The 18,725-nt window shown below is 30.8% G+C and carries 17 protein-coding genes, 1 tRNA gene and 1 pseudogene; 7 read left to right on the top strand and 12 right to left on the bottom strand.

Annotated features, from left to right (window positions below; all coding sequences use genetic code 11):
• Positions 1–79 precede the first annotated feature (79 nt).
• The 3 genes from ACM55K_RS13915 to ACM55K_RS13905 all read right to left on the bottom strand — a co-directional run bounded on the left by ACM55K_RS13915 (position 80) and on the right by ACM55K_RS13905 (position 4,095).
• Complete coding sequence (locus ACM55K_RS13915; protein WP_416850876.1) at positions 80–2,617, bottom strand: TonB-dependent receptor plug domain-containing protein; 2,538 nt, start codon at positions 2,615–2,617, stop codon at positions 80–82.
• On the bottom strand, positions 2,604–3,518 hold the full coding sequence (locus ACM55K_RS13910) for a FecR family protein (protein ID WP_416850875.1): 915 nt from the start codon (positions 3,516–3,518) through the stop codon (positions 2,604–2,606). Before ACM55K_RS13910 ends, ACM55K_RS13915 begins: the two co-directional genes overlap by 14 nt.
• A gap of 61 nt (positions 3,519–3,579) precedes the next feature.
• On the bottom strand, positions 3,580–4,095 hold the full coding sequence (locus ACM55K_RS13905; RefSeq protein ID WP_416850874.1) for an RNA polymerase sigma factor: 516 nt from the start codon (positions 4,093–4,095) through the stop codon (positions 3,580–3,582).
• A 258-nt stretch (positions 4,096–4,353) separates the two neighbouring features.
• Between ACM55K_RS13905 and ACM55K_RS13900 the strand changes: the two genes are divergently transcribed.
• From ACM55K_RS13900 to ACM55K_RS13890, 3 genes are all read left to right on the top strand, one after another.
• Positions 4,354–5,397 carry a hypothetical protein gene (locus ACM55K_RS13900; protein WP_416850873.1) on the top strand — a complete coding sequence of 348 codons (1,044 nt, stop codon included), beginning with the start codon at positions 4,354–4,356 and terminating at the stop codon, positions 5,395–5,397.
• Between the two features lie 92 nt (positions 5,398–5,489).
• A complete protein-coding gene (locus ACM55K_RS13895; RefSeq protein WP_416850872.1) occupies positions 5,490–6,260 on the top strand; it encodes a membrane metalloprotease in 771 nt (256 codons plus the stop codon).
• A gap of 19 nt (positions 6,261–6,279) precedes the next feature.
• Complete coding sequence (locus ACM55K_RS13890; protein ID WP_416850871.1) at positions 6,280–6,870, top strand: porin family protein; 591 nt, start codon at positions 6,280–6,282, stop codon at positions 6,868–6,870.
• 168 nt (positions 6,871–7,038) lie between these two features.
• Here ACM55K_RS13890 and ACM55K_RS13885 read toward each other — a convergent pair whose 3' ends face one another.
• Positions 7,039–7,632 carry a hypothetical protein gene (locus ACM55K_RS13885; RefSeq protein WP_416850870.1) on the bottom strand — a complete coding sequence of 198 codons (594 nt, stop codon included), beginning with the start codon at positions 7,630–7,632 and terminating at the stop codon, positions 7,039–7,041.
• A 205-nt stretch (positions 7,633–7,837) separates the two neighbouring features.
• On the opposite strand from ACM55K_RS13885, the gene ACM55K_RS13880 reads away from it, so the two are divergent.
• A complete protein-coding gene (locus ACM55K_RS13880; protein ID WP_416850869.1) occupies positions 7,838–9,325 on the top strand; it encodes an aminotransferase class V-fold PLP-dependent enzyme in 1,488 nt (495 codons plus the stop codon).
• 79 nt (positions 9,326–9,404) lie between these two features.
• Here ACM55K_RS13880 and ACM55K_RS13875 read toward each other — a convergent pair whose 3' ends face one another.
• Positions 9,405–10,274 carry a lysophospholipid acyltransferase family protein gene (locus tag ACM55K_RS13875; RefSeq protein ID WP_416850868.1) on the bottom strand — a complete coding sequence of 290 codons (870 nt, stop codon included), beginning with the start codon at positions 10,272–10,274 and terminating at the stop codon, positions 9,405–9,407.
• A gap of 115 nt (positions 10,275–10,389) precedes the next feature.
• Here ACM55K_RS13875 and ACM55K_RS13870 point away from each other — a divergent pair, with 115 nt between their 5' ends.
• Positions 10,390–11,028, top strand: coding sequence for a rhomboid family intramembrane serine protease (locus ACM55K_RS13870; protein WP_416850867.1), 639 nt, complete (start codon positions 10,390–10,392; stop codon positions 11,026–11,028).
• 53 nt (positions 11,029–11,081) lie between these two features.
• Positions 11,082–11,774 carry an SIMPL domain-containing protein gene (locus ACM55K_RS13865; RefSeq protein WP_416850866.1) on the top strand — a complete coding sequence of 231 codons (693 nt, stop codon included), beginning with the start codon at positions 11,082–11,084 and terminating at the stop codon, positions 11,772–11,774.
• Between the two features lie 146 nt (positions 11,775–11,920).
• On the opposite strand, the gene ACM55K_RS13860 is transcribed toward ACM55K_RS13865, so the two are convergent.
• The 5 genes and pseudogenes from ACM55K_RS13860 to ACM55K_RS13840 form a co-directional block, all read right to left on the bottom strand.
• Positions 11,921–12,001 (bottom strand) — tRNA-Tyr (locus ACM55K_RS13860).
• A gap of 174 nt (positions 12,002–12,175) precedes the next feature.
• Positions 12,176–12,562: pseudogene (locus ACM55K_RS13855) on the bottom strand (TlpA family protein disulfide reductase); the annotation flags it as partial.
• A gap of 18 nt (positions 12,563–12,580) precedes the next feature.
• The gene (locus tag ACM55K_RS13850) at positions 12,581–13,348 is read right to left on the bottom strand and encodes a DUF4369 domain-containing protein (RefSeq protein WP_416850865.1); all 768 of its coding nucleotides are present in this window, start codon (positions 13,346–13,348) and stop codon (positions 12,581–12,583) included.
• 386 nt (positions 13,349–13,734) lie between these two features.
• Positions 13,735–14,175 (bottom strand): KTSC domain-containing protein, encoded by a 441-nt coding sequence (locus tag ACM55K_RS13845; protein WP_416850864.1) that lies wholly within the window; start codon positions 14,173–14,175, stop codon positions 13,735–13,737.
• Between the two features lie 171 nt (positions 14,176–14,346).
• Positions 14,347–14,592 carry a hypothetical protein gene (locus ACM55K_RS13840; protein WP_416850863.1) on the bottom strand — a complete coding sequence of 82 codons (246 nt, stop codon included), beginning with the start codon at positions 14,590–14,592 and terminating at the stop codon, positions 14,347–14,349.
• 91 nt (positions 14,593–14,683) lie between these two features.
• On the opposite strand from ACM55K_RS13840, the gene ACM55K_RS13835 reads away from it, so the two are divergent.
• Positions 14,684–15,229 (top strand): hypothetical protein, encoded by a 546-nt coding sequence (locus ACM55K_RS13835; protein ID WP_416850862.1) that lies wholly within the window; start codon positions 14,684–14,686, stop codon positions 15,227–15,229.
• On the opposite strand, the gene ACM55K_RS13830 is transcribed toward ACM55K_RS13835, so the two are convergent.
• Positions 15,226–15,621, bottom strand: a complete 396-nt coding sequence (locus tag ACM55K_RS13830; RefSeq protein ID WP_416850861.1) for a response regulator — start codon at positions 15,619–15,621, stop codon at positions 15,226–15,228. The genes ACM55K_RS13835 and ACM55K_RS13830 overlap by 4 nt on opposite strands.
• Entirely contained in the window at positions 15,618–18,452 is a 2,835-nt protein-coding gene (locus tag ACM55K_RS13825) for a PAS domain S-box protein (RefSeq protein WP_416850860.1), read from the bottom strand. The genes ACM55K_RS13830 and ACM55K_RS13825 overlap by 4 nt, the downstream gene beginning before the upstream one ends.
• Positions 18,453–18,725 lie beyond the last annotated feature (273 nt).

Below are 18,725 nucleotides of genomic sequence, written 5' to 3'. Positions count from 1 at the left end.
CGCATTTTTAAATAAAAAGAACCCTTTCAAAATAGAATTTGAAAGGGTTTTGTTTTTTAGAATACAGTAAAAAATGGAATTAAAAATTCACTCTAAAACTTACATTTGGCGTTAAGCCAAGTGACTTGTTATCTACTTGAATAGCATCATTAGTGTCATTTGGATTGACTTTGTAATAGCGATTGATTACATTATCTTGATTGGTAGCGTTAATTACACCGGCAGTAAAAGAAGCTTTAATAAATTTCGAAAGGTTGAAATTATAATTTAAAGAAGCATCTAAACGCATGAAATTGTCCAGATTTTCACTGTTTGGCAGATCATAATTTACCATGGTATTATTTCCGTTTTGTATGGTTGCGTTACCTTCAATTGGTTTTGTATACGGCTGACCATTTCTCCAAATACCACCAACCGCTATTTTTAGATTTTTACGAATATTGTAATAAAAACCAAGTGATACAGAATGCCTTATATCTACATTATTAGGAAAAGTTGAAGGTGTAAAAGTATCAAATTCATAATCATTTACACTAAACGTGTAACTCACCCAAACGCTATATTGACGCGCGGTTTTATTGGCTAAAAATTCAAAACCTTTGGCGGTGTAACTTCCATTTGCGTTGTTAAACTGAAAGCTGTTATAGAAACCCTGATTAGAAGCCGTAATGCCGTCAACAATTTTATAAAAACCTGTAGCCTCAATATTTAGTTTATTTTGATTGAATTCTACACCAAAAGAGCCTTGTTTACTCGTTGCAATTGGGATGTCTTTATTGTTGACTAAAACCCAACGTCTTTTTTCAACACCTAAAAAATCATCTTCAAAATCCACGATTTGGGTAGTAGATTGATTTTTAAATTCCCCTTCTAATTTTAAAGCGAATTGATCAGATAATTTCTGTCTGATGTTTATTCTTGGTTCGATCAAAAGCTTTTCAAATTTTTGAAAATAATTCAAACGCAATCCAACTCTCAAATAGGTATTGTTTTTATTGTATTCCACCTCAGAAAATAAGGCGTGATTCAATAAAACATCTTTTTTAGTGCTAGAGTAAAACGGAGCACTAACGGTGGTTTGATTTAGCATTCCTGTTTCATTAAATTGGTACCCAAACCAGAAATTTAAGTTGTCATTAGTTTTGTAATGTGTATTTAATTTTACTCCAGTTTCCAATACTTCATTAGCTTCGGTTAAGCGCTGATCCGTTTCCACTCTGTAATCCGCAGCGTCAATATTGTATCTGGAAAAGTAAGTGATGAAGTTTGAACTTAATTTTGAATTCCATTGTGCTTTCCAATTTCCTCCGTAACCAATATTTTTCTGGGATAAATTACTGGTTTTAGATTGGATTTCATTTGAATTTGTAATGCGGCTTTCTGAATAATCCAAAGCGTTATTAATACCAATAATATTCGCTCTGAATTGATGCTTTTCATTTAAATCAAAAAGTAATTTAGCAGTATAATCATAAAAGTAAAAATCAGAAGCCGTATTATTCTGGTCACTATCTGCATTGATTTCAGTGTCCTGAAAACTACGGTCAAAGTATTTAGTGTACGTAGGAGATTTATACAAATCAGTAATCGAACGACGTCCTGAAATATGAAGTTCTAATTTTTTAGTTATTGGAATTTCTAAAAAGGCATCGGCACTAATGGTGTTAATTCCTGCGCCACCAGAAAAGGTATTGGTTACCAGATCTTTCGTGTACATATTGATAGTACTGGAAACACCATCACTGTATTCAGCACTTGTTCCGTTTTTACTGACGATAACTTTGTTGGTAAGATTAGGATTGTAAGCAGAAATTAACCCGAAGAAATGACCGGAATGATACATTTTGATATTGTCCCAAAGGACTAAATTCTGATCATTAGTTCCTCCGCGCACGTTAATGTTGGCAATGCTTTCGTTGGTGCTTTCAACACCGGGAAGCGCTTGAATGGATTGCAAAATATCAGGTTCTATTAATCCGGGAAGAATACCAAATTTTTTAGTGTTTAAAACCGTGCTTCCATCTAGGTATTTTTGTAATCCAGGCGTTAAATAAACATTTATCAGCACCTGATTTAGCTCTTCGTTTTTTGTGGAGAGAACAATTTCTTTGCAATTATTTTGTGCTGAAAAAAATTCGTTAGCAGAAAATTGTCTGGATTCAAAACCCAAATAGGAAATGGTTAGCGTTGCATTTATGGGTATATTCTGTAAATTGAATTTACCATTTTGATCTGTAATTACCCTTCTTCCGATGTCATTTGCAACGACCGAAGCACCAATTAACGGAGACTTTTTTTCATTTGATAAAACAATTCCGCAAATGGATATTGTTTTGTTTATCACCGATACGGTAACATATCTATTATCTAAAGCTTTGAAATTTAAAAGTGTTTTCGAGTTTAAATAATCTATTGTTTCTTGTAATGTAAAGGAAGTATTTGGTTTTTCAATTGTAATAGCAGCTACATCTTCAACGGCATACGAAAACTTAATACTGAATTGTTTTTCTACGGAAATAATAACCTCGGGTAATGGAATCTTATTAGATGTATTTTGTCCATAAGAAATACTTCCTATACAAAGTAATACATAAATTAACCATTTATTTGACATCATAGTTGTAAAATATAACGATTTTGCCTTCAATTCTGTAGCTTAATTGAAGCGGAATTGTAACCGCTTGAAGCGCTATTTCTTTATTGGTATGTGTAAAACTTCCCGTAAACAGTTTTGAAGTATCTACGCCTTCTACTTTAATTTTTATATCATATTGACGCTCCAGTTCCGCAATAACCTGATTTAAGGGAATTTTCTTAAAACTTGATTCTTGTTGTATCCACGAAGGATTTTGGGCATTAAAATCTTCAACATTTTCAATAGTGCCATTTATAACCCGGAATGTTTTACCAGGAGGTAATTTAACGGTTTTATTATTGTAAGTCACACTCACCAAGCCTTCGTAACAATTAACTTCAAAATAGTTTTTACGTTCTTTTACATTAAACTGAGTACCTAAAACTTTAACGACTCCTGCAGTTGTGTTTACACTAAAAGTTTGTCCTTTTTGTACCTTAAAATAAGCTTCTCCTTCTAACGTTAAATCTCTTTTGTCAGCCCATTTTTTTTCGTTAAAAGTTAATTTTGAAGCGGAATTTAATATCACTTCTGAATTGTCCGGTAGTGTAACCGTTTTTGTTTGTGCTATTTGAGTTTCGAAAGATTTAGTGTTATTAAAAAACAAGAAATAGGCTGAGGTCAGCAAAACAACCAAAACTGCAGCAACTCTATAGAATGCTTTGAAGTTTAAAGTTCTGACTTTTGATTTCTTTTTAGAATGGTTTCGGGCCTTAAAAGCTTCCAAGGCAGCGTGAGCATCTACTTTTGGAGTTTCCAATAGTGATGTATAATGAGCAATTTTTTCAAGTGTATCAAAACCTTCAGATTGTTTTAAATCTTCAATTTCTTCGCTTGAAAGCTCATTATTTAACCATTTTAATATCTCTTTTTCGTTTTTCATTTTATATCTCTATGTTTATAAGACAACTAAGTTTTAAATTACCCTATAGCTAAATGACTAATTATATATTCTCTATTTGGGCTCTTAATAGTTGCAGCGCACCGGACATCCTTTTTTCTACGGTTTTTTGGGAAATATCAAGCAGTTCAGCTATTTCTCTGTACTTTTTCCCATCGATTCGATTCATTAAAAATACTTCTCGCTGCGCTTCACTTAATGAGGCGATAGCTTTTGTGAGTTTTTGTTTGAATTCTTCTTCTTCGAATAGATATTCTGGACTTTGATTATTGGTGTCTAAATTTGGAGCGTCTTTGGCGTACCTCAATACTACTTTTTGGTGCTTTATGTTATTTAGAAATAAATTATTGATACTGGTAAATAAATACGTTTTTACTTTACTAAAGTCAATTTTGGAACAATTCTCCCAAATTTTGGTAAATGCATCTTGAACGAAATCTAATGCAGCTTCATCATCACCACATTTGTAATAAGCAAAATTATTTGCTGATTGCACATGTTTTAGGTAAAAATCTCTAAAGTGATTTTCGTCACAAAGTTTACTGTTTTCGTCGCTCATTTAGTTTTAATTCATTTTTGTAGGTTGTAAAAGTAAATTATTTTTTCAAAAAGCAATTGGGTTAATTATAATTGGTTTCTTAGAAAAAATATCTTAAAAGTTAGATTGTTGATTTGTAGTATTTTATGAATTTTTTTGTAAAACTTTATATTTATTTTAAAATTTAAGTAGGGTAAAAAGAAAGCGAGTTGTCTTACTAATAGAAAGGCGTTAAAAACATCGCTTGTAAATATAAAAAATACATTAAATTTGAAAATTATGAAAAAATTAAAAATTGTTACAGGAATTGCATTGATGGCCATCTTAGGATTTACATCATGTCAAAGTGAAATTGATGACGTACAAGGAGAAAATCCAAATACAAATTCGGCGAACTCCACTACAACAAGTAATCTAAAACGTACTTCGATGTACGATGGTACATTTGATGATTTCTTGGATGGAGCGTCATGTTCTTCAATTTTATTACCAGCTACCGCTAAAATAAATGGAGTTCAGGTTTCTATTTTAAGTCAATTAGATTACCAACAAGTTATTTCTATTTTTGGACAGTATAATAATGATCAAGATACAGTTGTGTTACAATTCCCTTTAAGAGTTAGATTAAGTAATTATACGGAGGCTACCGTTAATAATCAAACCGAGTATAATGCGATTCTTAATGCGTGTACATCAGCGGAAACTTCGGGTCAAGATGCTATTTCTTCTGTAAATATTAGTTTCCCAATTACAATTTTAACTTATAATTTAAGTTTACAACAAACAGGAAGTATTGTCATCACATCCGAACAACAATTATATACGTATATGTCTAATGTAAGTAGCACTGAATTATTTTCGGTAAAATACCCGATTTCAGTTGCAATTGCTGATGGAACGAAAACAACTGTTTCAAGTGATGCTGAATTGCAATCCAGTATTAACGCATCTCTAAAAACTGAAGCAACAATGGCAGCAGCAGTTGAAAATTCAAAAAAATTAGAAACTATTTTAGTTAATGGAAAATTTAAAGTAGATTCATTTGTAAGCGCTGGAGTTAACTCAGCAACAAATTATAAAGATTTTACGGTAGATTTTGCAAATAATTTATCGATAACTGCTGTAAATCTACTGAATACAACAGTAAATGGTACTTATGCAGTAAGCTCGGAATTAGATGTTTTGCTAAAACTAAATTTTACTGGAAACGCTACGTTTACGTTATTGAATAATAATTGGAAAGTAACAAGTTTTACTGCTTCGACAATATCATTACAGAGTACAACTAATGCAGCAGTTACATTAGTGTTAAAACAAATATAGGCTACATCTTAGGTGGTGCTTTTTTAAAAGAACAGCTGCTGAACATGATGTAGCTGTTCTTTAAAAATAAACTTAAAATACAAAAGAGAATAATGAAAAAAGTAATTGCAATGTTAACAATGGGTTTTTTCCTATTAGTATCCTGTTCAAAAGATGACGCTAATGATACTGTTGAAACTATAAATCCTGTTACTAATAAACAAACAACCGGAAGTTCTTCGAATGATTTATTATCGGATAAAAAGTTTACTAGGATGGTTATAGAAGTAGTCTACGTACAAGGCTTTGAACCATCAACAACTGCGATTAACAATTTTGTGTCATTTCTTAATGCTAGAACTTATAAACCAAACGGAATAAGTATTGTAAAAAGAGCCATTCCATCACCTGGGAAAGCAACTTTTACCAATCAGGAAATTGTGGCAATTGAAGATGTAAACAGAACAAAATTCAATACATCGAATCAAATAGCGGTTTGGGTATTTTTTGCAGACGGAAAATCATCAAGTGACACAAGTACATCCGTTATTTTAGGCACCGCTTATAGAAATACCTCTTTAGTTATTTATGAGCAAACAGTTCATGGATTGAGTGACAGTTCATTTGAACCTAATAGAAGTTTATTAGAAACAACAGTCATTACGCATGAATTAGGACATATTTTGGGACTAACCAATTTAGGAACCACATTACAAAGTAATCACGAAGATGCGGCCCATCCCAAACATTGCAATGTAGAAACTTGCTTAATGTATTGGTCATCAGAAAGTGGAAAGGGAATTGCAAATATGGTTTCCGGAGGTTCAGCACCACAACTGGACGCGCAATGTATTGCAGATCTTCGTGCCAATGGAGGAAAGTAAAATTTAAATAATAGTATATATGAAACAGATAAAAATAAAATTTTTAATAATAGCTTTATTCATTGGAATAGCCTCAACAATAAATGCGCAAGAGAATGCCACCCATAAATCGAATGGTGGAATTAAAGGAGGATATAATTTAGCCGCTGTAAGTTTTGATGGTGAAGGAGAGACAGAACAACGACATAGTTTTCATGTAGGAATTTATGGCGAGTCATTTATAAGTAAAAGCTTTTCTATTCAACCGGAATTAATGTACTCTCAACAAGGATATGTAATTACAAATAGCAACGGTACTTTTACCCAAAAGCTAAATTACATCAATTTGCCATTAATGTTTAAAGCGTATCCGTCTCAAAATTTCTTCTTGGAAGCAGGACCACAAATTGGATTGGCTGTTTCGCATAAAGAAGAATATGATGGACTTTTTAGTAGTTCACAACAGTACGATCCTAATAGTTTTGATTGGGGAGTTAATTTTGGAGGAGGTTTTAAAACTGATTCTGGAGTAAGTTTAGGCGTGCGTTATCATTTAGGTTTGGGCGATTTGTACGATGAAGGAAAAGCACAAAATAGAGTTTGGCAATTTTCAGTAGGGTTCGATTTATAATCTTAAAAGTATCAGATTGTAAATTTAAATATCAAAAATAAAACCCTTTCAGAGTGAAGAACTTCGAAAGGGTTTTATTTTTGATATTTAGTTTAGGAATATTTTTATAACTTATTAATTGCGAAGTATTTTTAGTTAAAATTAATTAGATAAAAACAGGTTATTATTTTATAATTCGGAATCTGTTTTGGGAATGTGTTTGATGCTTTCTAGATATAACTCGATGTTAATTTTTAATTTCTTGATACGAGAATATTCATTTCCATTAAAAATGATGTAAAGCACGATAAGTGCAGAAATTATGTAAATAACGACACCTGATGTTGCGAAAAGATTGAAGGATATTATAGTGATAATAATACTAAATAATAGTCCAAATATTTTTAATGAATTTTCAGGATTTGATTGGACAGTATTAACTTCAATAATTTCAGGTAATTGTTGTAGTAATGAATTAATTTCGGGTTCATAAATTTCATTTTTTTTCAAATCAGCAATCAAATCTTCAACAGTTTTTATTTTCTTGTTTTTAGAATAAAGGTAAGGGAATATCTCATTGATAAAATTTTGATTTCTTAAATCTTGAATATTCCCAATCAACATTTTAACTTCATTGGGTAAATCTTTTCTGATGGCGATTTCCTTTTTTAAAGCATTAAAGCTTATTGTTGTTAATGAATCAACATTTTTATAAATATATTGAGTTAATTCTTCTTCAGAGAAGGAATTTATTTTTTCCTCTAGAATGATACGATTATCCATGATAAAATGTGGTATTAATTTATGAAAGAGATAAATATTTCTATATCTTTTACAAAAGTATTTCCTTTGGTTGTCATTATTTTACGTAAAACCTCAATTGAAATTATTAAAAATTCATAAAAAAGTAATTGACACTCAGAAATAACAAACTGCTACATTCTCAATTTCGTAAAATAATAATATCTTTGAGTTAAATTAAATTGCAATGACTACAATCGAAACGCCAACACAATTAGAACTTTACTTCCAAAAGTTTCGTCAAAATATAATAGGAATTAATCAAGATTTTCAATCCCCTTACGGAAAAAAACAAATTATTTATACGGATTGGACAGCGAGCGGTCGGTTGTATCGCCCTATTGAGGAAAAGTTGATGAATGAGTTTGGTCCTTTTGTGGCCAATACCCATACTGAAACTACGGTTTCTGGAACAGCAATGACCAAAGCGTACCATCAGGCACGAAACATTATTAAACAGCATGTAAATGCCAATAATGAGGATGTTTTAATTAATGATGGAACTGGAATGACGGGAGTTGTCAATAAATTCCAACGAATTTTGGGATTAAAAATCCCAGAAAATTTAAAGGATTTTATCAATATTCCCGCTGAAAAGAAACCGATTGTGTTTATTTCGCATATGGAACACCATTCCAATCAGACTTCTTGGTTGGAAACTATTGCCGATGTTGTCGTTATTCCTTCTTCTGAAGACGGATTATTTAGTATAAAAAATCTGGAAGTTTTATTAGAAAAATATAAAGATAGAAGTTTTAAAATCGCTTCAATAACGTCTTGTTCTAATGTTACAGGAATTAGAACACCTTATCATGAAGTTGCTAAAATGATGCATCTACATAACGGACTTTGTTTTGTAGATTTTGCCTGTTCAGGTCCCTATGTAAAAATAGATATGCATCCCGAAGATTCCGAAAGTTATTTGGACGCAATTTTCTTTTCACCTCATAAATTCCTTGGAGGACCGGGAACTTCCGGTGTTTTAGTTTTTAATAAAAAATTATATCAAAACTTGATTCCAGATAATCCGGGAGGAGGAACGGTAAGCTGGACAAATCCTTGGGGCGAACACAAATACATTGATAATATCGAAGATAGGGAAGATGGTGGGACACCAGGTTTTCTTCAGGTGATAAAAACCGCTTTGGTGATTCAGTTGAAGGAGCAAATGGGAATTGAAAATATTTTGAAAAGGGAACATGAAATCGTTACTATTGTTTTCGAATTTCTTGGGAACATCCCAAATATTAAAATTCTAGCGGGTCAGCATCGCGATAGGTTAGGAGTAATTTCTTTTTTTGTAGAAGACTTACATTTCAATTTAGGTGTAAAGTTATTAAATGATAAATTCGGAATCCAAACTCGTGGCGGGTGCAGTTGTGCCGGTACTTACGGTCATTTTTTATTGCACGTGGATCAGGAAACTTCCCATAAATTAATTGACGAAATTACACTGGGAGATTTAATCAGAAAACCGGGTTGGATTAGAATGTCTATTCATCCTACAACCTCAAATGCTGAAATTGAATTTGTTTGTAATGGAATTAGAGCATTAGCTGAAAACCATAAAACTTGGGCTTTAGACTATAATTACAATGCAATTACAAATGAGTTTGTACACAAACAGGCACAGCCTTTAGAAGATGAATTGGTAAAAGAGTGGTTTTCTTTTTAAAGGCTTAAAAGACATTGAAAAAATCACGTATCAGAAATTATAGAGTTTCTGATACGTGATTTTTTTTAAAGGAAAACTATTATCTTCGATGTTTCCATCTGTTATGGGTCCAGAAATAATATTCCGGAGCTTCAAGGATTTGTTTTTCAACTTCTTTGATATAAGCATGTGTAATTCCAAAATCAGGAATTGATTTAGGATTATCACTAATAGGAATTATAGTAAGTTCATAATACCCTCTTTTTACCTTTTTTACTTTTGCAAAAATAACAGTCATGTCGTATTTTTTTGCTAACATTTCAGGCCCGGTATGAACAGGAACTTCGATACCCATAAAGCTATCCCAATGAAATATTCTATCCGCTTTTGGAGATTGATCGCTGGCTAATCCATATACACAATGAATATCATTTTTTTGATTGTGTGCAATTAATGGTATTGTTTTATTAGTGGGAACTAATTCAGTATTGTATTTTGAGCGAATGTCTCTAACGAGTTTATCAAAATATTTATTGGCTAATTTTTTATAAACGCCGATACCTTGATAAGATATTTTTTGGTTGAGGGTAATCAACCATTCCCAACTTGCATAATGAGAGGCTATCAGCATAATACTTTTTCCTTTTTTTTCATATTCTTTCATGAGTTCCAGATTTGTTATTACAAATCTTTTGTTCATTTCTTCCGATGTAATAGTCATGGTTTTTATCATTTCCATAAACATATCACATAAATGTTGATAGGATTTTTTTTCGATAACAAGACGTTCTTGGTCATTAAGATGAGGCAATGCCATGGCTAGATTTGCTCGAACAACTTTTTTTCGATACCCAATGATATAATATACTAAGAAGTACACCACATCTGACAACCAATAAAAAATACGAAATGGAAGAATAGAAACAATCCAAAGAAAGGGGTAAGCGATAATAAAAATAAGAAATTGCATGCAGTAATTTTTTTTACAAATATAATGCAAAAATGAACATCGAGATAAATTTTGACTAGTTACTGCGTCTGCATTTGAGAATGACTATATTTACAATTCACAATAAATACACTTTATGAATACCTTTTTAATAGCAATAATTGTTGTCAATGTTTTAATTAGTTACAAGGGTTTTAATGATCTTACCTTTTTTAGAAAATATGAATTTCACGTCGGGAGTATTCGCGCAGGCGAGCAGCTACGAATGGTATCATCTGGTTTTCTTCATGCTGATTTACCTCATTTGATTTTTAATATGATGACCCTTTATTTTTTTGCACCTGTTGTAATTGGTTTTTTAGGTGATTTATCCTTTGTTTTTATTTATTTTGGAAGTTTAGTTTTTGGGAGTTTGTTGACAATGCTTTTCCACAGAGATCAATATAATTACAGAGCTGTTGGAGCATCGGGAGCCGTAACCGGAGTTTTATATTCAGCAATATTATTACAACCGGACATGATGCTGGGTATCTTTTTTGTAATTCCAATTCCTGCTTATCTTTTTGGAATACTTTATTTATTGTATTCTATTTACGGAATGAAAGCCAAGAATGATAATATTGGTCATACAGCCCATTTTGGAGGTGCTGTTGGTGGTTATTTGATAACACTTATCAAAGAACCTCAATTATTCGTAGATCACACTTTAATGGTCATATTATTGGCAATTCCCATAGTTATTCTTTTTGTGATGGAAAAAATGGGAAAACTATAATGGCATAACTTTTGAAAGAGAATTACAACAAAAAACAATTAAATCAGATCAACATGAAAAAAGCAGTACTATTTCTATCTATTATGTTTATGACGCTTTCATACGCACAAGAAGTTAAACAAGTTCCACAGATTAATGTAAATGGAGAAGGCAAAGTAAAAGTTGTTCCGGATCAAGCGACAATATTAGCTACTATTGAAACAAAAGGAAATAATGCCAAAGACGTTAAAAAACAGAATGACCTAAAGATTGAAGCTGTTTTAAAGTTTATAAAAAAAATGAATTTAGATCCTGCGGATTATAAAACGCAACGTGTTTCTCTAAATCCAGAATACGATTATGAAAAAAAGAAACACAATTATAATGCTACACAAACGATCGAAATTTTATTGAAAGATTTATCAAAATATGACGAATTGATGGAAGGATTAGTAGATGAAGGAATCAACAGAATTGATAATGTTACTTTTCAATCTTCAAAATTAACACAATATCAATCTGAGGCAAGAAAACTGGCTATGAAAGAAGCTAAATTGAAAGCAGAGGACTATGTTTCTGTTTTAGGACAAAAAGTGGGTCGTGCGATGACAATCTCTGATAATTCACAAATCTATTATCCACAGCCGATTCGATTTGCAGCCATGAAAACAATGGAAATGAGTGATGCCGCAGCACCAAGAGAAACACTTGCGGTGGGAGAAATTAATATTACGGCTAACGTAAGTGTGAGTTTTATTTTAGAATAATAAAACAAAATTATAAATAGAAAAATCCCGTCTCACTTTTTAGAATGAGGCGGGATTTTTTTTATAATAAATTAAGAAGATTCAGATTTAAACAAGTCTATTTTTTTTATATAAAAAAAACTCTTCAATCGCTTGAAGAGTTTTAGTGGGGAGAGCAGGATTCGAACCTGCGAAGTTTACACAGCAGATTTACAGTCTGCCCTCGTTGGCCGCTTGAGTATCTCCCCAAGACTCAATAAGCATTGCTTATTGTTGCTAACCGGGTGCAAATATATAAACTGTTTTGAAGTTTCCAAACTATATTTGCACTTAATTTTAGTATTATTTTTAAAGTATTGGTATTGAATAAAATAAAAAAATCTCCACTAGGGAGATTTTTTATTTTATTCGATTTAAGTACCTTATTTTGCTAAAAGCGCTATAATTTTTGCTCTTAATTCGTCGCCTCTTAAATCTTTTGCTACTATATTTCCTGATGCATCAAGAATGAAAGTAGCTGGAATAGATTGAACTTTATATTGTGCAGCTATTGGCTCATCCCAAAATTTTAAGTTAGAAACATGGTTCCAAGTCAATTTGTCTTTTGCAATTGCTTCTTTCCAAGCTTTAGCATCTTTGTCTAAAGATACGCCAACAATGTTAAGCCCTTTGGCATGAAACTCTTTGTAAATGGCTACTACATTTGGATTTTCTCTGCGACAAGGACCACACCAAGAAGCCCAAAAATCAACTATTGTAACTTTTCCTAAACATTCTTTCAGAGAAATTACTTTCCCCTCAGGATTAGGACCTGAAAAATCTGATCTTCATTTAGCTTCAGCAGTTGGAGCTGGAGCAGGAGCAGGAGATGTAGCTCCTACAGATGGTGATTTCATTTCAGCAAGTTTAGTTTTAATGGCTTTACCTGGTTTTGTGTTTTTTAATGATTCTTCTAAACTATTGTATAATTTTTCAGATTTTGCAAGATCAGTACTTGGGTCATTAAGCATTCCTTGGATAATTAAAGCAGAAATGAATGATTTTGGGTGTGATTCAGCATAAGTTACATATTTAGCTTTTGAAGCTGTACCTACTTCTTCTTGAATTTTAGAAAACTCTTTCATCAATCCATTGATAACAACAGTATCTTTGGTTTGTTGAGCAGTATTCATCGCTTGCATATTTTTAGTTTGGAAATCGATTAATTTCTTTTGAACTTTTGTAATTTCTTCATTGAAAGTTACATATTCGTCATTATTATAAGTTCCAGATACTTTAGATTTTTGTATGCTGTCTTTGTTTACAACTATGCTAATATCTCCATTTTCTAAAATAAAAGGTATTTTTCCTTGTACTCCTTCTACTTGGATTGTGTGGAAAGAAGGTTCTATAGCTTTTCCTTTAATTTCAAATTTACCATTTTCAATTTTTACGGTATCAATTGCAGTTAATCCACTACCATTTTCATTTGGTGTTTCCAGGATTACTGTTTTTCCATTTTCAAATCCAGTTGCAGTTCCAGAAATGGTATATTTATCTTTTGTACAAGAAGTCAGCATTACAACAGCCGAAAGTAATAAAATTATTTTTTTCATTATTAATTAGTTAATTGAGTTAAGTGTGCAAAAGTATTTAAAATTATAAATTATAAATACTTTTATGACCTAAATTTTTGTTATAATTTTTCATTCTTAATTAAGTGCTGGAATATATTTTATTTAGTTGCCTTTTATTCCATAATTTAAACGGATTATTTTTTTAAGGTCATGGTTTATTGAAAAGGGCATGTTTTTTAGCTTAAATTCAAGTAATAAATTCAAGAATTAAACATGATATTTTTAAGCCTTATTTAAATTGCTAAAAGTTGATTAGGCAATAATGATTTATTTAATTTTTGGAAATACCCATTTATTAAACGGGTTAAAATAAAAAAGCATCCTTTAGAAGGATGCTTAAATGTTTTCTTTATTCTTTTGAAAAATTAATCTTGGTTGATTGTTTTTCTCCATGTAAAAGAATTAAGGATATGTCTTTTTGCAAATCTACTAGGAGAATCAGCATTTACCATTTTTACGTAAGTTGCTTTAGGAACACTAATGTATTCGTAAACGCTTCCGTTTGAAAAATTGATAATCAATCTACCTTCAACGAATTTATAATCTGAAATTGTAGCAGTTGCTATTGTTTCAGTATATTCAGGTAGGTTTTGTTTAACAGTTTCAGGATTGATACTTACCAAAAAGTGGTACGCTTCAATAATTTTTTTACTATTTTCCTCTGCAGCTTTTAATCCTTCGTCATTTCCTTGAAATTTGTCAGGATGCGCTTCTTTCATCGCATTACGATAAATCGTTTTTAAATCTTTAAGCTCAGCAGTTTTTTCTACATTTAGTAGTTTGCGGTATTCAACTATTTTTTTCATAAATAAGGTAACTACTTGTCTTTTAATATAAAATCAATATAATTTGATTTCAAAATCAACAAATTTTTTGCAAAGGTACACTTTTTTTTAAATTTTTGGTTTGTGACAAAAAAATATTCAAAAAAAAGTACTTCAATTGTGTGTTTTTTAAAAAAGCAACGTGAAATGGGACTATTGTTGCGGTTTATTATTGGCTTTATCGAAATTTTTAGACTTTTTTGGATATTTATTATAACTGATATCGCTTGGGTTTTCAATTATTGATTTTATTGTAATCCAATCACCAATAGTATGTTTTTGGGCCATTTTATAGTCTAAAAGATATTCACCACAAAAAAAGTTATTGTTTTCATCTTTTTCCATAATTCCGGTGTACACCCCTTTTTGTAACATTCTTTCTTCAGAAGCTTTGGTCATAATCAATTTATTTAAAATAATTCTAGTTGGCAAAGTTAATCAAATATTACTTGTCTTGCTATGTTTTAGACTTTCTGATTACCTTTGTGTAATGGAAAAAATATTTCGTCCCAACCCGAATTCCTTCAAAAATACTTTTTGTGTCTTTCATGAAGAGTCTTTAGATAGTATAAAAGGATTAGAGCTTCAATACGACAGTAAATCAGGAAGTAAATATTATTATACTAAAGTGGGAATGTATCGTTTGTCGAATCACTGGGGACGATTGGCTAACAGTAAATGGCGTTTAGAGCCTTTGGAACCCGAAACTGATTCTAAAATAAAATTGGGTTTTGCTCCTTGGACTAATTTTTATCCAGATAATGTAGTTGAAGAATTGTATTATTTAGAAGCAAATTATATAAAAAATACGGCCAATTATCAACATAAAAACAATCCGAAATATGATAATAAAGCGATACTTCGGACCAGTTTTGAAACCAGTAAACGAATCAAGCAAATTCGGAATTTACTTAACTTGACTTCATGGGCGAAGTATTTTGATTATGATGATTTAGACGTTTTGCGTCAACAAATAATAAATGAGCTAATTTTCACTAATAAAACTTTAGAAGAAATAAAGAGAGAAATAGTTTAATCATCTGCGGCAATCATTATTAAATCCTTAGTCGTGATAGGTTTAGATAAATAGCCTAAAATATCTGGATACGTTTTTGATTTATTTTTATCTTCAATAGCTATAGACGAACTTACGATGTAAATAATAATTTGTTTGCTTATTTGAGATTTCAACAATTGCATTTCTTCCATGAATTCCCAGCCATCCATTATTGGCATATTGATGTCTAATAAAATTATATTAGGAAGCGATTTATTCTTTTCTAATGAATTCTGTAAGGCATCAATAGCATCTTTTCCATTTTTGAATGTGGAAATTGCTGAAAACATTTCAGATCTTTGAATGATCTTGTTAACGATGATTTGGTAAATAGCATCATCGTCTACTACCCAGATTACTTTTTTTATCATTGAATATAAATTTTAAATGTAGTCCCTACATTAGGCTCACTTTCCACGGTTATATTTCCTCCCATGGCATCAATTTGATTTTTTGTTATAAATAGACCAATTCCTTTTGAATCAACATGGTTACTGAATGTTTTGTACATTCCGAAAATTTTATCTGCATTTCTAACAAGGTCAATCCCAACTCCATTATCAGAAATTTGAAGTATTTTCATATCGTTTTCCATAAACCATTTTATTACTATAGTTGGTTTACGTTCCGGATGACTGTATCGTATAGAGTTAGAAATAATATTATAAAGAATACTCTCTAGATAGGCTGGATTATAATTTATAATTACATCCTTTGGCATGATTGTAGAAATCGAAACGTCTTTGGATGTTATTTGTTCATGAAGTACATTTTGGACTGTATCAATATATTGTTGCAAGTTTAATGGTTCAGATACTAAACCTATATTAGTTCTAATGTTTATTACTTCATTCAAATGAAGCATTGTTTCATTGAGTGAATTAGAGACAGATTTTAATAATTGAATCATTTGCTCTCTTTCTTCTTCTGATTCAGAGGATTCAATTAAAGACATAATCGATGCAATATTACTGGTATGTGATCTTAAATTATGTGAAACAATATAGGAAAAATTGAGCAGTCTTTTATTTTGTTCAGTGACTAAATTGAAGGAATTATTCAAGTCTTTTTCAGCTTCTTTAGTTTTAGTGATGTCAATCATAATTCCACGTAAACTTACGGCTTTACCATTTTCAAAAACAATATTTACAATATCTTTTAGCCAAATAACAGCTCCATTCTTAGCAATCATTCGATATTCAAAATCATGATTTAAACTGGCTTCAGTTTGTAATTTAGAATAATTTTGAACCCATTCTTTGTCATCAGCATAAACATGGTCTCCCCAAAAAGTTTTACTTGCCAACCATTCCTCAGGAGTATATCCTAATATATGCTCTACTTTTTTACTGATAAAAGTAAACGAAAAGCTTTCAATATCACATTCCCAAACAATTCCGTCAATTGTATTAATCAATGATTCCACTCTTTGTTTTGTATCGAGAATAATTTTTTCGGTGGCTCTGCGCTGGGTAATGTCCTCTGTAGAGACAATAATTCGTTCGAATGTTTTTCTATAGCCTCGAATTACATTCCACCTTAAATTAACATCTCGATATTCTCCTTCGGCATTTTTTATCCTGGAGTCTATAATAAATTGTTTTTTATTTTGAGTAATTGCAATTAAATGTTTAATGAAATCATCCGTAGATCTGAAATCAAGTAGATTATTGGTATTAATTAATTCTTCTTTGGTTTTGACTTTATGAAGTTTAAGACATGCATTATTTACATTAATTAATTTAACTAATGAATTACATTTAGTAACTACTTCTGGGTTGCTATGGAAGTAATTAGAAACGATTTCTGTTTTTTCATTGATTAGATTTAATTCTTGAAGGTATATTTTAATTTCCGAAAAATCTTCTTCTCTTAAAGGCAGGGGTGAGTCATCAAATAAACTTTTAAATCGTGTTTCTGTTTTTTTAATTTGTTCTTCAGCTTCTTTTTTTAACGATATGTCTTCAACTATTGCGATATGGCTAGTTACTTTTTCATTTACTTTCCAGAGTGGGGACACAGTAAGATTTACCCAAATAATAGTACCTAATTTTGTCACGTACCGTTTTTCCATAGAATACGTTCTGATTTTTCCTTTCCTTAGTTTTTCTAAATTCATCAGATCTTCTTCTAAATCATCGGGGTATGTTATGGATTGAAAATTTTTCCTTTTCATTTCCTGATTTGAATATCCTAATAAGTGGCAATATTGTTTATTAATCTCAATAAAATTTCCGGAAAAGGAATCTATGTATGCAATTCCTACGGCTGCCTGATCAAAAATAGCCTCAAACTTTATCTCAGAATTTAAAAGTTTTGTTGCTTGCGTATTTACTAAAGACTGTAATTCTTTAGGTATTTTTAAAAGAATATATATCAAGATCCCAAAAAGTGCCGCTAAAATGAGCCCTATAATTGCTGGAATTAAAATTGGGTAATAAAAATAATTTTGGTGTTTAGATATTAGGTATAATTTCCAGTCTCCATCAGTAATATAGGTAGAGATATTGTATTTTTTAGAAAAATCACTTTTATTGGGTAAATAAAAAACTTCTTTTTGTACAGTAACATTTTTCTTTGAAAACTGAAAATAATATTTTGAGTCATCAATATTATTAATTCCTGAAGATTTTAAAAAAGTTTCTAGTTTAATGATAACAGCTGAAAATCCCCAAAAAACATTATTTCTAAAAACAGGAAATCTACCCACAATTCCCATTCCGCCTTGTTTTAATTTTAATGGACCGGCAAAATACATCTTTTGATTTTCAATAGATTTTAAGGCTTCTTTCCTATAAGGAGCCTCTAAAATATTTAAATTCATAGCTGCGTCATTCCCCTTCCTTGGATAAATATACTTAATCACCCCATTAGGAACTAATTGAACGGCATTAATACTATTATTTGATTCCATAATTTTTTTACCTACATAATCAAAATTTTCGGGAACGCCTTTGTCATTAATTGTTAGTGCTAATGTCAAGGTAGTTGTATAACAGTTTTTAAGCGATTGCTCTATGTTTTGATGGACAACATGAAGAATAGTATTCATTTCTCGCTGCTCATCTTCTTTTATAAGTTGATATTGTTGCGAGACAATAAAACCTGTAATACAACTTAGAAATAGGAACGTAAAGAACCCCGTAGTTTTTGGTTTATTTAAAAACCAATTGATGAATTTGGGCCATTTTTTATTCTCCATTTATAATTTTTGGGAGGCTTTGGAAAGCTTATACTTTAAAAAATAAATGTATAAAAAATATTATAAAAGTAAAATCTTATTTTCATAGAAGTTACAGTGTTAATTTTTAAACAATTAAAATATTTTTTTAAGATTAATCTTATAATTATAATGATATATATTGGTGTGAAAACTAATAATTACACAAATAGTATCTCGACTTGTAACGTATTTTAAATTTAGGATCAATACTATCGAAAATTAAATTGACAATTATTTAAAATAGAAATTATC

This window comes from Flavobacterium arabinosi, assembly GCF_048158725.1.
Lineage (GTDB): Bacteria > Bacteroidota > Bacteroidia > Flavobacteriales > Flavobacteriaceae > Flavobacterium > Flavobacterium arabinosi.
Note: the sequence above shows the minus strand (reverse complement) of the source record. Positions and strands in the feature narration are given on the sequence as shown.